The 14,162-nt window shown below is 60.3% G+C and carries 13 protein-coding genes; 8 read left to right on the forward strand and 5 right to left on the reverse strand.

Features of this window, described 5'->3' with window-relative positions; translation table 11 throughout:
• Positions 1–11 precede the first annotated feature (11 nt).
• From mnmE to FIU81_RS15530, 5 genes are all read left to right on the forward strand, one after another.
• Positions 12–1,277, forward strand: a complete 1,266-nt coding sequence (gene mnmE / locus FIU81_RS15510; protein ID WP_124110185.1) for a tRNA uridine-5-carboxymethylaminomethyl(34) synthesis GTPase MnmE — start codon at positions 12–14, stop codon at positions 1,275–1,277.
• On the forward strand, positions 1,278–3,152 hold the full coding sequence (gene mnmG, locus FIU81_RS15515) for a tRNA uridine-5-carboxymethylaminomethyl(34) synthesis enzyme MnmG (protein ID WP_124110184.1): 1,875 nt from the start codon (positions 1,278–1,280) through the stop codon (positions 3,150–3,152).
• Positions 3,153–3,217: 65 nt separating this feature from the next.
• Positions 3,218–3,730, forward strand: a complete 513-nt coding sequence (gene rsmG / locus FIU81_RS15520) for a 16S rRNA (guanine(527)-N(7))-methyltransferase RsmG (RefSeq protein WP_216644260.1) — start codon at positions 3,218–3,220, stop codon at positions 3,728–3,730.
• Between the two features lie 4 nt (positions 3,731–3,734).
• Positions 3,735–4,520: a ParA family protein gene (locus FIU81_RS15525; protein ID WP_124110182.1), complete on the forward strand. Its 786-nt coding sequence runs from the start codon at positions 3,735–3,737 to the stop codon at positions 4,518–4,520.
• 11 nt (positions 4,521–4,531) lie between these two features.
• Entirely contained in the window at positions 4,532–5,470 is a 939-nt protein-coding gene (locus FIU81_RS15530) for a ParB/RepB/Spo0J family partition protein (protein ID WP_124110181.1), read from the forward strand.
• On the opposite strand, the gene hemW is transcribed toward FIU81_RS15530, so the two are convergent.
• The 3 genes from hemW to rph are packed head-to-tail and all read right to left on the reverse strand — an operon-like array spanning position 5,462 to position 7,891.
• Complete coding sequence (gene hemW, locus FIU81_RS15535; RefSeq protein WP_413816213.1) at positions 5,462–6,592, reverse strand: radical SAM family heme chaperone HemW; 1,131 nt, start codon at positions 6,590–6,592, stop codon at positions 5,462–5,464. The genes FIU81_RS15530 and hemW overlap by 9 nt on opposite strands.
• Positions 6,573–7,184, reverse strand: a complete 612-nt coding sequence (locus FIU81_RS15540; protein ID WP_124110180.1) for a non-canonical purine NTP pyrophosphatase — start codon at positions 7,182–7,184, stop codon at positions 6,573–6,575. The genes hemW and FIU81_RS15540 overlap by 20 nt, the downstream gene beginning before the upstream one ends.
• Entirely contained in the window at positions 7,181–7,891 is a 711-nt protein-coding gene (gene rph / locus FIU81_RS15545; RefSeq protein ID WP_124110179.1) for a ribonuclease PH, read from the reverse strand. The genes FIU81_RS15540 and rph overlap by 4 nt, the downstream gene beginning before the upstream one ends.
• A 67-nt stretch (positions 7,892–7,958) precedes the next feature.
• On the opposite strand from rph, the gene hrcA reads away from it, so the two are divergent.
• From hrcA to FIU81_RS15560, 3 genes are read left to right on the forward strand one after another with little or no spacing between them, the layout of a single operon-like run.
• Positions 7,959–9,026 carry a heat-inducible transcriptional repressor HrcA gene (gene hrcA / locus FIU81_RS15550; RefSeq protein WP_124110178.1) on the forward strand — a complete coding sequence of 356 codons (1,068 nt, stop codon included), beginning with the start codon at positions 7,959–7,961 and terminating at the stop codon, positions 9,024–9,026.
• 17 nt (positions 9,027–9,043) lie between these two features.
• Positions 9,044–9,706, forward strand: coding sequence for a nucleotide exchange factor GrpE (locus FIU81_RS15555; RefSeq protein WP_124110177.1), 663 nt, complete (start codon positions 9,044–9,046; stop codon positions 9,704–9,706).
• Positions 9,703–10,869, forward strand: coding sequence for a pyridoxal phosphate-dependent aminotransferase (locus FIU81_RS15560; RefSeq protein WP_124110176.1), 1,167 nt, complete (start codon positions 9,703–9,705; stop codon positions 10,867–10,869). The genes FIU81_RS15555 and FIU81_RS15560 overlap by 4 nt, the downstream gene beginning before the upstream one ends.
• 56 nt (positions 10,870–10,925) lie before the next feature.
• On the opposite strand, the gene mutS is transcribed toward FIU81_RS15560, so the two are convergent.
• Complete coding sequence (gene mutS, locus FIU81_RS15565) at positions 10,926–13,526, reverse strand: DNA mismatch repair protein MutS (RefSeq protein ID WP_124110756.1); 2,601 nt, start codon at positions 13,524–13,526, stop codon at positions 10,926–10,928.
• Positions 13,527–13,604: 78 nt separating this feature from the next.
• A complete protein-coding gene (locus tag FIU81_RS15570; RefSeq protein WP_124110175.1) occupies positions 13,605–14,129 on the reverse strand; it encodes an inorganic diphosphatase in 525 nt (174 codons plus the stop codon).
• Positions 14,130–14,162: the final 33 nt, after the last annotated feature.

Raw genomic sequence — 14,162 nt, forward strand, 5'->3', positions numbered from 1 at the left:
CAAATACGGCCATGGACACGATCTTTGCCCAGGCCACGGCGCCCGGCAAAGCGGGTGTGGCCGTGGTCCGTATATCCGGCCCGGACGCCTTTTCCGGCGTGTCAAAGTTGTGCGCGCTTCCACAGACACGAAAAGCGGGATTGCGGCGGATACGAGATCTTGATGGTGGGATCCTGGATACCGGGCTGGTCATTGTGTTCGAAGCAGATGCCAGCTTTACCGGCGAGCCGGTTGTCGAGTTGCAGCTTCACGGCTCGATTGCCGTTATGGCGGCTGTGTTGCGAAGCTTGGGGACTCTGGACGGTTTTCGCCCGGCTGAGCCTGGTGAGTTTACGCGTAGGGCGCTGGAGAATGAAAATCTCGATCTCTCACAGGTAGAAGGTCTTGCCGATCTTATTGACGCCGAGACCGAATTTCAGAGAACGCAGGCGCAGACAAACTTGGGCGGCGCTCTGACAGATGCGGTTCAAGAGTGGCGTAGCGATCTTGTCGAAGCGAGCGCCCTCCTGGAAGCAGCCTTGGATTTTTCGGACGAAGATCTGCCAGTCGATGTGGCGCCTGATGTCCTTCAGCGGCTTGAACGTGTTCGTAGTGCTCTTCGCGCGCAGATGGACGGTTACTCAAAGGCCGAGCGGGTGCGGAACGGCTTTGAAGTCGCTATTTTGGGGGCACCCAATGCGGGGAAGTCCACTCTGCTGAACGCGATTGCGCAGCGGCCTGCAGCTTTGACATCGGAGATAGCCGGGACGACACGGGACGTGATCGAGGTGCGGCTGGATCTGTACGGGCTTCCAGTCACGTTGCTCGATACGGCTGGTCTGCGTGACACAGACGATCCGCTGGAAGCAGCCGGAATTTCTCTGGCGAAACAGCGTGCGGCTGCCGCAGATTTGCGAATTTGGTTGGCTACAGATGAGGTTCAGCCGCCGGTGGCTGTTGATTTAGTGTATCGGGCGAAGGATGATGATGGCGACTTCGGTGGCGTTTCCGGTTTGACCGGGTCCGGTGTATCCGAAATGTTGTCTGCGATTACGGAGCGTCTTCGCGAAGCAGTTCCATCTAACCAGATGGCAACCCGTGACCGGCATTTTTATAGTATGCAGCGTGCAGTTGGCTATATGGATGTGGCGAGCGCCAAGATAGAGGCTGGGTTACTTGATGAGCTCACCGCCGAAAATTTGCGATTGTCCGCGCAGTTGCTGGGAGAACTCATCGGCGCGGTGGACGTCGAAGATTTGCTGGACCATATCTTCTCAAGCTTTTGTATTGGAAAGTAGGTGTTTCACGTGAAACATTATGATGTGATTGTCGTGGGCGGTGGGCATGCTGGGGTAGAAGCTGCTGCTGCCGCTACCCGTATGGGCGCAACTGTGGCACTCGTAACAATGAAGCGCGAAGCCATCGGCGCCATGTCCTGCAATCCTGCAATCGGTGGTTTGGGGAAAGGTCATCTTGTCCGCGAGGTTGACGCCTTGGATGGCCTTATGGCGCGTGCAGGTGATCGTGCTGGTATTCAGTATCGCCTGCTAAACCGCTCAAAGGGACCGGCTGTCCAAGGACCTCGCGCCCAAATGGACCGCGAACTCTATCGCGCTGCAGTTCAGGAGGGGTTAAGCGCAACCGACATCGATATTGTCGAAGGGCAGGTGGCCGATCTTGTAGAACAATGCGGTGTCATTGTGGGGGTTAGGCTGTCAGACAATCAGGCTCTGTCGTCTGACGCTGTAGTCCTGACGACCGGGACCTTTCTGAACGGAGTCATCCACATCGGCGATCAGACGCGCGCTGGTGGTCGTGTAGGCGAGGAAGCGTCGATCGCCTTGTCTGAGCGCCTTTACGGTGCTGATCTTCCGATGGGTCGTCTGAAGACAGGAACGCCGCCGCGATTGGATTCGGCTTCAATCAACTTCGATGTCCTCGAACGACAGCCCGGAGACACCGCGCCGGAGATGCTCTCGTTTTTGTCCGCTGCTCCAAATGCCCGGCAGGTGCCTTGCCATATTACGCACACCAACCCGGAGACGCATGATATCATTGCTCAGAATCTTCATCGGTCCGCGATGTATTCAGGCAATATCGCAGGAACAGGCCCAAGATACTGTCCGTCAATTGAGGATAAAATTGGTCGGTTCGCCGATAAGACATCCCATCAGGTGTTTCTAGAGCCCGAGGGCCTGAAATCGCGCGCCGTCTATCCAAATGGGATTTCCACGTCATTACCAGTTGATGTTCAAGAACAGTATGTGCGTTCTATCAAGGGCTTGGAACACGCTCTTATTCTACAACCAGGGTATGCGATTGAATACGACTACGTTGACCCGCGCGCCTTGGATGGGTCTCTTGCGGTGAAATCCATGCCGGGTCTGTTCTTGGCGGGTCAAATCAACGGGACGACTGGATATGAGGAGGCAGCCGCCCAAGGTCTCGTGGCGGGCGTTAACGCTGTCTGCAGGTCGCGCGGCAATGAGCCGTTCATACCCTCGCGTACTTCGTCATATATCGGCGTGATGATTGATGATCTTGTGTGTCGTGGTGTGACCGAGCCCTATCGCATGTTCACATCGAGGGCAGAGTTCCGTCTTTCATTACGGGCAGATAATGCCGATCAGCGGCTGACGCCGATTGGCATGGCTCTCGGTTTGGTTCATTCACCGCGAGTAGAGAAGTTCGAGCGAAAGCTGGAAGCCCTGGAAGAGGGTTACTGCACGTTGCGTGGTGTGACCGCCAAACCAAAGGCAGCCATAGCAGTGGGAATCGGTGTCGCTGCCGATGGACCAAGCCGGACCGCTTTGGACTATCTGAGTATCCCGGGCGTTGATGCATCCAAGATTGCCAAGCTTGATCCGAAATTGGACTCGATAGACGCAGAAACCTGGATGCAGATCGAGAAAGAAGCAATCTATATCAACTATATGGATCGCCAGACCCTTGATGTTGCCCGTCTTCGAAAAGCTGAGACGACGCCGATTCCGAACGATTTTCGGTTCGAAGATGTGGCCAGCTTGTCCAACGAATTGAAAGATAAACTCTCCCGTTCCCGCCCGTCGACCTTGGCTGCGGCGCAGAAAATCGAAGGAATGACACCAGCGGCTTTGAACGCAGTGATCTTTGCTTTGCGTCAGCGGGAAACCACGCGCTCTCGAAGTGCATGATGGACGTTTCACGTGAAACAGAAGGCCGTTTGAACGAGTACGCTAAGCTCCTTCGACAGTGGTCTGTGAAGATAAACCTTGTCGCGCCATCAACCTTAGATGATCTGAAAGAACGACACCTTGCCGATAGCGCCCAACTCAGAACGCACGCCGCGCACTGGAACAAATGGTGCGATCTGGGCAGTGGCGGCGGCCTTCCTGGCATCGTAATCTCAATCCTTAGTCCTGAGTGTCACGTCTCTTTGATCGAATCGGATAAGCGAAAAGCGGTCTTCCTGACACACGTGGTCACGAAGCTTGATCTGAATGCCACGGTATTTGATGGTAGAATCGAAACGATAGACCCGCAGAGAGCAGATGTCGTTTCCGCACGAGCACTTGCACCGTTACCACGTCTGATCCCTCTCGCTCTACGGCACGGTCACTCCGGAACTCGATATATTTTTCCAAAGGGACTGCGGTGGCGCGAAGAAATCAATGAGGCGAAAAAAGTATATCGCTTCGACGTTGACGCCCAGCCCAGCATTACCGACAAACACGCAGTCGTCTTGGTCTTGGAGAATTTTGAACGTGCCTGATCGGATGCTGAACACCCCAAAAATCGTCGCCATCGTCAATCAAAAGGGTGGTGTGGGCAAAACGACGACAGCAATCAACTTGGGCGCAGGCTTGGCGCGTGAGGGCCACAACGTCGCATTGATCGATCTGGATCCACAGGGAAACGCGTCCACAGGATTAGGAATCGAAGTTGCCCGCAGGGAAATGAACAGCTACGATTTACTAATCGAGCAGACCGATTTGGCGGATTGCCTCCAGAGCTCAGAGATAGAGGGTCTCGCCATCGTGCCGGCCACATCTGATCTAAGTTCGGCAGATGTCGAAATGGTCGCAATGGGCCACCGCGCAACGCTTCTGAAAGATGTGCTCCAGCCGAACCGCATCGGTAGCCTCGGTCTGGACTATATTCTGATCGACTGCCCGCCCTCTCTTTCGTTGCTGACGATCAACGCCATGGTATCGGCGCACTCGGTGTTGGTTCCCCTGCAGTCCGAGTTTTTCGCTCTGGAAGGCCTTTCGCAGCTTATGCTGACGATCAAAGAGGTTCGTCAAAGTGCCAACCCGAATCTGGGGATCGAAGGCGTCGTTCTTACCATGTTCGACGGGCGCAATCGGCTTGCACAAGGAGTGTTGGCCGATGCACGCGAGACTCTAGGTGATCTGGTGTTTGACACGATCATTCCCCGGAATGTGCGGGTCAGTGAAGCACCGTCTTATGCGCAATCGGTTCTGGACTATGATCCGGCATCGAAGGGGAGCTTGGCGTACCGCGCGCTAGCGCAGGAATTTGTTGCGCGAGACCGTATGTAGAAGGAGCCGTCATGGCCGAGAAAAAAGATCGAAAAGGCGGTTTGGGTCGGGGCCTTTCCGCCCTTATGGCGGACATGGATTCTGGGCAGGCGTCCAATCCCGTGACGGCAGACGCATCCGCATCGACCGGCACATCATCGCCGCGTCAGCCCGACACGACTGTCCCCATCGAAAGGATTGAGCCCAATCCGGACCAGCCCCGCCGCCTCTTCGATGGTGAGAACCTCGAAGAACTCGCGGCGTCTATCGCCGCACGCGGCATCATCCAGCCTTTGATCGTACGTCCTCACCCCAAGCGCCCGGGTGCTTATCAGATCGTTGCCGGGGAACGTCGCTGGCGGGCCGCACAGATGGCCAAGTTGCACGATGTGCCCGTCGTCATCCGCCAGTTCGATGACACCGAGATGCTGGAAGTCGCAATCATCGAAAATATCCAGCGCGCCGACCTAAATCCGGTGGATGAAGCTGCGGGCTATCGCCAACTGATGGATCGCTTCGGTCACACCCAAGAACAGATGGCCGAAGCTTTAGGAAAGAGTCGCCCCCACATCGCCAATACCCTTCGTCTTCTATCCCTCCCAGACACGGTCCAGGAATGGCTGGCCCAAGGGAAACTAACAGCGGGCCACGCCCGCGCTTTGATCCCGGCTGAAAATGCCACCGATCTCGCGCGCCAAGTTATCGCCAAGAACCTGTCCGTCCGCCAAACCGAGGCGCTGCTTCGAAAGCCTGCGACCACGGGCAAGGAGCGTGTAGACAAACAGCGGAAAGACGACAAAGACGCCGACACGAAAGCGCTGGAACAGGATCTGACCGCTGCGATGGGGGTCAAGGTCACGATTGACCATACGGACGGAAGCGAGCGTGGAAAACTTTCGATTCACTATAACTCTTTGGAAAAGCTGGATGATATCTGCCAGCTTCTGTCGCGAGGGCTGGGCCTAAGCTAATAGCTCCCGCAGGATAGCGTTCAGCAATGGTCGTCCAGCAGCTGTAAGGCGCAAGCGCTCAGACGTCTGCTTGACGACGCCAATTTCTTCCAAGCTACTGATTTTACTCGAAGAAACGTCGATTTCCGACAATGGCACCCCGTCGAGAACACGCAAACCCATCATCAGGCGTTCTGCAATCTGATCATCCGCCGTCAACGCGCTGCGTTCCTCGACCTGGGTCCCGGAGCGCACCCCGGCCAGCCACTTCATAGGAGCCGACACCGCTTCGGTTGCCCACCGCTTGCCATCAATGGTCACGCGACCATGCGCTCCGGGACCGAAGCCGATGTAGTCCTGTCCTGACCAATAAATCATATTATGGCGCGATTCCGCGCCCGGACGCGCGTGGTTCGAAATCTCATAGGCTGGGAGCCCTGCTGCAAGGGTCATCTCTTGCGTCAAAGCAAACATGTCTGCGGCCAGGTCTTCCTCCGGTAACCCCCTCAATCCGCCCGCAGCAAAGCGGGCGCCGAAAGCCGTCCCATCCTCAATTGTCAGCTGATACAGCGACAGATGATCCGCGGCCAAAGCCAGAGCTGCATCCAGCTCGGTTTCCCAATCGCTCAAGGATTGATCCTGCCGCGCATAGATCAGATCGAAGGACAGGCGGTCGAAGGTTGACCGAGCCAGATCGACCGCCGCTCGCGCCTCGGCTACCGAATGCAAGCGACCCAACCGCCTCAAATCTGCATCGTTCAAAGCCTGGACACCCAGCGACACCCGATTCACTCCGGCAGCGCGATAACCGGCAAAGCGATCCGCCTCCACAGAGGTCGGATTTGCTTCCAGCGTGATTTCCACATCGTTGGTCGTCCGCCACGCGCGCTGCACGTCGTTCAAGACAGAGGTGACGGTTTCTGCCTCCATCAAGCTCGGGGTTCCGCCGCCGAAGAACACCGACTGCACGACGACGTCCGGCATCTCTGCGCGATAACGCGCGATCTCGGCAGAGTAGGCGGACCGCCAAGCGGCCTGATCCACCTTGGCAACCACATGGCTGTTGAAGTCGCAGTAGGGGCACTTGGCCTGACAGAAGGGCCAATGAATATACAGTCCGACCTTATGCAAAACTGCCCGCAATCATCTTCGCAAAGGCGTCCGCACGATGAGAGATGCGGTTCTTTTCCCAGCGGTCCATCTCACCGAAGGTCACTGTATACCCATCCGGTTGAAAGATCGGGTCATACCCGTGGCCTTGCGCGCCGCGCATGGGCCAGACGATCTGGCCTTCCATGGTGCCCGGATAAACCTCGTCATGCCCATCCGGCCATGCCAGGACCAAGGTGCAGCAGAACCGCGCGCGCCACGGCTGCGCGGCCCCTGCCGCGACCAGCTCATCATGCGCGCGCGTCATCGCCAGCCCGAAGTCCCGTCCCTTCGGCGTTTCCGCCCAATCGGCAGTCCAGACGCCGGGACGATTACCCAAAGCGTCGATCTCGATCCCGGAGTCATCCGCCAATGCAGGCAATCCGGTCGCCGCAACAGCCGCTCGCGCCTTGATCCGCGCGTTCTCAACGAACTTCACGCCATCCTCCACCGGCTCTGGCAGGCCGTGGTCGGCGTTGGACGACAGCGACAAACCGTAGGGCGACAGCAGATCCGCAATCTCTTCCAGCTTGCCGCGATTGTGCGTCGCCACGATAAGCCGATCGCCGGTGAAGCGCCGTGTCATGCGACCGCCGCCGCCTGAGCCGCAACCAGCGTGTCGACGCCAGCTTCGGCCAAGTCCAACAGCCCGTCCATCTGCGTCCGAGAGAACGTCGCGCTTTCGCCGGACATCTGAACCTCGATCAGCTGTTTGCTGCCCATCATCACGAAGTTGCCGTCTACCCCGGCTTCGCTGTCTTCCGGATAGTCGAGGTCAAGCACCATCTGCCCGGCATACAACCCGCAAGACACTGCGGCGACGTGATCCAGAATCGGATCACTGCGCACATCGCCCGCCTTCATCAGCTTGGCCACCGCCAGCTTCAGCGCCACCCAACCGCCGGTAATAGACGCACAGCGCGTCCCGCCGTCGGCTTGAATGACATCGCAGTCGATAGTGATTTGCCGCTCGCCCAGCGCCTGCATATCCACCCCGGCGCGCAACGAGCGCCCGATCAGACGCTGGATTTCCTGCGTCCGCCCCGATTGTCCATTCTTCGCCTCGCGCCGCATCCGCGTGTGCGTCGCGCGGGGCAACATCCCGTATTCCGCCGTTACCCAGCCCTTGCCAGACCCCTTCATCCAGCCCGGCACGCGCTCTTCCAGCGACGCGGTGCACAGCACATGAGTGTCGCCGCAACGGATCAGGCACGACCCTTCGGCATGGCGCGTGACGTTCGTTTCGATTGAAACCGGACGCAGTTCGCTTAATTGTCTGCCAGAGGGACGCATGAGTATTCTCCTGTGTTTCCTCGCCCTGATATGCCCCCCAAGAAGCGCGGCGCAACCCCGGGACCCTATGCCAGACACGCCAGACCGCCAGACCCTGATGGCAGAGATGAACGACCGCACCAAAGAGGTGTTTCGCCGCGTCGTCGAAGGCTATCTTCAATCGGGCGAGCCCATGGGCAGCCGCACCCTCACGCGTGAGATGTCGGAAAAGGTTTCTGCCGCCACGATCCGCAACGTGATGTCGGATCTCGAACTGATGGGTCTACTGGGATCGCCCCATATCAGCGCCGGGCGGGTGCCAACCCAGATGGGCCTGCGTATGTTCGTGGATGGCCTCCTCGAAGTCGGCGATTTGGGTGAGGATGATCGTGCGAAGATCGACGAGACACTGGGCTCGAACGAGCGTGACGTTGGCACTTTGCTCGATCGTGTCGGCTCGGCACTGTCCGGCGTCACATCGGGCGCCAGCCTCGTCCTGGCTCCCAAACACGAAGCGCCCATTCGTCACATCGATTTCGTCAGTCTCGCGCCCGACCGCGCCCTTGTCGTCCTCGTCTTCGCCGATGGCCACGTTGAAAACCGCGTCTTCGCGCCACCCCCCGGGCAGACGCCATCGTCCATGCGCGAGGCCGCGAACTTCCTGAACGCAATGGCCGAGGGGAAAACGCTGTCCGAGCTGCGCGCCCGTATCGGCCACGAAATCGCGTCCCATCGCCGGGATCTCGACACCTTGGCGCAGGTGATGATCGACGCAGGGCTTGCCCAGTGGGAGCACGAGGGCGAGCCCTATGAGCGTCTCATCGTCCGGGGCCGCGCCAACCTTCTGGGCGCGGACGAGGCCGATCTGGAACGCATCCGTACGCTCTTCGATGATCTGGAGCGCAAGCGCGATATCGCAGAGTTTTTGGAATTGGCCGAAGACGGGCAGGGGGTGCGTATTTTCATCGGCTCGGAGAACAAGCTTTTCTCACTTTCGGGTTCCTCTCTGGTCGTCTCTCCTTATATGAACGCTGACCGTAAGATCATTGGGGCGGTGGGCGTGATCGGACCCACCCGCCTGAATTACGGACGCATCGTGCCGATCGTGGATTACACGGCCCAGCTGGTGGGACGCCTGCTGTCTGGCCGCAGCTGAATAGAATACGAGGCATCATGTCTGACGAAAACGAACGCGACATCCAGGCCGCCATCGATGAGATGCTGAAAGGCGAAGACGACGCCGGCGTGTCGGCCGCCGACAAGGTCAAACGCAAGTCCGCGCCCCGTACCGGGGACGAGGAATTCGACTTGGATGCGCTCGCCAACGGGGACGACATCCCCGAAATCGGCGAAACCGATGGCATCGCCGCTGAAGTCGAGCAACTCCGGGCCGAGAACAACGAGCTGAAGGACCGCTTCGTGCGGGCCCTTGCCGACGCCGAAAACTCCCGCAAGCGTGCGGACCGCGAACGGCGCGAGGCAGAGAACTACGGCGGCTCGAAGATGGCGCGCGACATGCTGCCCGTCTACGACAACCTCCAGCGCGCGATGGAAGCGATCCCGGAAGAGAACCGCGAAGCCAACGCCTCCTTGATCGAAGGTATGGAATTGACCCTGCGCGAATTGCAGAACGTCTTTTCCAAGCACGGCGTCGAAGTCGTGGCACCCCAGGTCGGCGACCGCTTCGATCCAAAGATTCATGAGGCGATGTTCGAAGCGCCGGTTCCGAACACCGTCAAAGGTGACATCATTCAGGTGATGACCGTCGGCTTCATGATCCACGATCGTCTGTTGCGTGCCGCACAGGTCGGTGTCAGCGCCACGCCCAAGGCATGAAGCTCGCCGCCAGCCTGTCGCGTCTGGGCACCGAGAGCGCGTTCCAAGTCCTCGCTCGTGCCGGGGAACTGGCCGCGCAGGGACAGGACATTATCAACCTTGGCATCGGCCAGCCCGATTTCCGCACGCCCGAACACATCGTACAGGCCGGGATCAAGGCCCTCCAAGATGGCGCGCATGGCTACACGCCCGCCAACGGACTGCCCGCCCTGCGCGAAGCCGTCGCCGCCGACCTGCACCGCCGCCACGGCGCCACGGTCAGCCCCGACAATGTGATCGTCCAACCCGGCGGCAAGCCCACAATGTTCTTCGCGGTCATGGCCTTCGGCGAACCGGGGGCCGAGATCATGTATCCCAACCCCGGCTTCCCGATCTACGAGTCAGTCATCAACTATACCGGCGCGACGCCCGTTCCCATTGCTCTGTCCGAAGATCAGGGGTTCGCCTTCGACGCCGAGATGGTGCTGGGCCAGATCACCGACCGCACGCGCTTGATCATCATCAACTCCCCCGCCAACCCCACCGGCGGCGTCACCCCGAAAGAGCAGATAGACAAGCTGGTCGCTGGCCTCGAAGCCCACCCCCACGTCGCGCTGCTGTCGGACGAAATCTACTCTCAGATGCTCTACGACGGGCGCGAACATGTCTCGTTGCTGAACTATCCCAGCATACGCGACCGCCTGATCGTCCTAGACGGCTGGTCCAAGACCTACGCGATGACCGGCTGGCGTCTCGGCTTCGCCGTATGGCCCGATAAGCTGGTCGAGCCCATCACCCGCCTTTGCGTCAACGACCACTCTTGCGTCAACGCCGCGACCCAGCATGCCGGCATCGCCGCGCTCACCGGTCCGCAGGATGAGGTGCGCGACATGGTTGCCCAGTTCGACACCCGCCGCCGCTATATCGTGAAGGCCCTGAACGACCTGCCCGGCGTGCGCTGCGCCGACGCGGGCGGCGCCTTTTATGCCTTTCCGAACATCGAAGGCACTGGCATGGACAGCCGCACAGCGCAGGATCGCTTCCTGACTGAAGCGGGTGTTGCGACAGTCTCAGGCACCAGCTTCGGCGCGATGGGCGAAGGGTTCGTGCGGTTTTCCTACGCCAACAGTCTGGAACGTATCGAAGAAGCCATCGGCCGGATCGATAAACTCCTGGCGGGGTAGGGGGCGCTGCCCCCGCGCGTTCCGCGCTCCCCCGAGGTATTGTCGGAACGGTGAAGCTAGGTCGGCTTCACCAACCCCTTTAGCTCATACACCAGTTCCAAAGCGGCCTTCGGTGTCAACTCGTCGGGATGCAGCTCCGCCAAACGTGCTTCCACATCGGACCTCTTTGCTTTCGCAGGGGATGTCGGCGCGGCAGAGAACAGTGGCAGGTCGTCCACCAGCGTTGCGCGCTTGCCCTCCGCCTCGCCCTTTTCCAACGCGGCCAGTACGACCTCTGCCCGCGCGACCACGGCCCCCGGCAACCCTGCCAGCTTCGCCACTTGGACGCCGTAGCTGCGATCCGCCGATCCCTTGCGCACCTCATGCAGGAAGATGACCTCACCTTCCCACTCCTTGACCGTCACCGTCGCATTGCGCACGCCATCGAGTTTTTCGGCCAGCCGCGTCAACTCGTGGTAATGGGTGGCGAACAAGGCGCGGCAGCGGTTCACGTCGTGCAGATGCTCCAGCGTGGCCCAAGCGATCGACAAGCCGTCATAGGTCGCCGTACCGCGCCCGATTTCGTCCAAAATCACCAACGCCGCATCGTCCGCCTGGTTCAGGATCGCCGCCGTTTCGACCATCTCGACCATGAAGGTCGACCGCCCCCGCGCCAGATCATCCGCCGCGCCCACGCGGCTGAACAACTGGCTGACGACCCCGATGGTCGCCGCATCCGCAGGAACGAAAGCCCCCATCTGCGCCAGCAATGCAATCACGGCGTTCTGGCGCAGGAATGTGGACTTACCGGCCATGTTCGGCCCCGTCAGCAACCAACACGCGGCCCCGCTACCGTCGGACAGGTCGCAATCGTTGGGGATGAACGCTCCGCCGCCTTGTGCCTTCAATGCACGCTCGACCACTGGATGCCGCCCGCCCGCGATGTCGAACACACGGTTGTCTTCCACCACCGGACGCACCCAGTCTTCGGCCCGCGCCAGATCGGCCAGCGCGCTCTGCACATCCAGTTCCGCCAAGGCCCGTGCCGCGCGCCCGACATCCGCCGCCGCCTCGACCACCGCCTGCGACAGTGAAGCAAACAGCGTCTTCTCGATCTCCAGCGCCCGCGATCCTGCGTTGAGAATCTTCGTCTCCAGCTCGCTCAATTCGATCGTCGTAAAGCGCACGGCACTGGCTGTCGTCTGCCGGTGAATGAACCGGTCCAGCCCATGCATCTTGTCGGCGTGGGTCGCCGTCACTTCGATGAAGTAGCCCAGCACGTTGTTGTGCTTCACCTTCAGTGCGCTGATGCCGGTTTCTTCCGCGAACTGCGCCTGCATCGCTGCGATCACGCCGCGTCCCTCGTCCCGAAGCTTGCGCGCCTCGTCCAGATCGGTGTCGTACCCCGGGGCAATGAACCCCCCGTCGCGCACCAGCAAAGGCGGTTCGGCCACCAGAGCGGCATCCAGCATCTCGATCAGCGCGTCATGGTCACGACAACCTTCCAAAGCGTCGGCCAGCAGGTCGGGCAAGTCACCGCGCATCCCGTCCGCAATCTCCGCCGCCCGGCTCAGCCCATCGCGGATCGCTGTCAGATCGCGCGGACCGCCTCGCTCCAGCGCCAGCCGAGACAGCGCGCGGTCCATATCCGGCACCCGGCCCAACGCTGTCCGCAGGTCTGCACAAGCGCGCCAGTCATCGTGAAACCAAGCCACCGCCGACTGCCGCGCGCGGATCGTGCCCAAATCGCGGGATGGGGCTGTCAGCCGTCGTTCCAATAACCGACCGCCCGGTGCAGTCACGGTCCGATCCACCGCCCACAAAAGCGATCCCGTGCGTCCACCCGACAGCGCGTGTGTGAGTTCCAGATTGCGGCGCGTCGCGGCGTCGATCTGCATGACGGCGCTTGGTTCTTCGCGCACCGGGGGGCGCAGCAGGGGCAGCTTCCCCTTCTGCGTGATTTCCAGATAGTCGACCAGCGCGGCCATTGCCGACACCTCGGCCCGTGCAAAGGATCCGAACGCGTCCAGCGACCCCACCTTCCAGGTCGCACACAACCGTGCCTCTCCGGTGGTCGAATCGAATGATCCGCGCGACAGGGCCGTCGTTGCCGCGCCCATGTCGGTCACCAAGGGGGCCAGTTCACCCTCGACCGTTTCGCTCAGCAAAACCTCACGTGCCGCCAGCCGAGCGAGTTCCGGGCCAAGTCGGACTCGCGTGCAGGGGGTCACGCGCATCTCACCGGTAGAAATGTCGACCCACGCCAGCGCCCCCTCACCGCGCACATCCGCCCAGGCCGCCAGATAATTGTGCCGGCGTGCGTCGAGTAGGGATTCTTCGGTCAACGTGCCTGGCGTCACCAGCCGCACGACGCCGCGTTTCACGACCGACTTCGCGCCGCGTTTCTTGGCTTCTGCCGGATCTTCCAGCTGCTCGCAGACCGCGACGCGAAAGCCCTTGCGGATCAGCGTCAGCAGGTAGCCCTCTGCCGAGTGCACAGGCACGCCGCACATGGCGATATCCTCGCCCAGATGCTTGCCGCGTTTGGTCAGCGCGATATCAAGCGCCGCCGCTGCGGCGACCGCGTCATCGAAGAACAGCTCGTAAAAGTCGCCCATGCGATAGAACAGCAGCGCATCGGGGTGATCCCTCTTGATCCCCAGGTACTGCGCCATCATCGGCGTTGGTTGATCGGTCACGCAGCAGCCCCCTGTCCCTGTCGGGACGGTCTAACGCAGGCGCGGAATGGGGTGAAGTCAGGCCGCGTCGATGGCCGTCATCAGCATCTTGCGCGCTTCTTCCGCATTGCCGCGACCCACCAGCTTGAAGGGCCGCTCGATCATGTCGTTGTAGGTTTCAAAGAACTGCTCGATGTCCCACGCAAACCCGGACCGCAGTTGTTCCAGCTCGGTGATGTCGGAAAAAACTCGGCTCATCGTGGCGACGGCGACAACACGGTCGTTTCGCGTCATCTCTCCGCCCTCGTCGTTTTCCATCTTCAGCACGCCGATCAGCCGCGCTTGGATCAGGGACCGCGCCGGCACCTCTCCGGCAGTCAGCAGTACGATATCAAGCGCGTCTCCGTCCGGCGCGATGGTGTTGGGAACGAACCCGAACGAGCAGGGGAACGTCACGCCCTCGGGCATTTCGATCGCAATGCGCACAAGGCCGTGGTCGTCGATATCGTATTTGTGCCGCGATCCTTTTGGCGTCTCAACAAAGACGTTCACGGTGTCATCGTCGTTCCGGGGCGAGACGTCTTTCAGGTCGAGCATGGCCATGTGTGGTCCTCCTGAAAACTTAAGCGCCCATGC

Origin of the sequence: Palleronia sp. THAF1 (genome assembly GCF_009363795.1) — a bacterium.
Lineage (GTDB): Bacteria > Pseudomonadota > Alphaproteobacteria > Rhodobacterales > Rhodobacteraceae > Palleronia.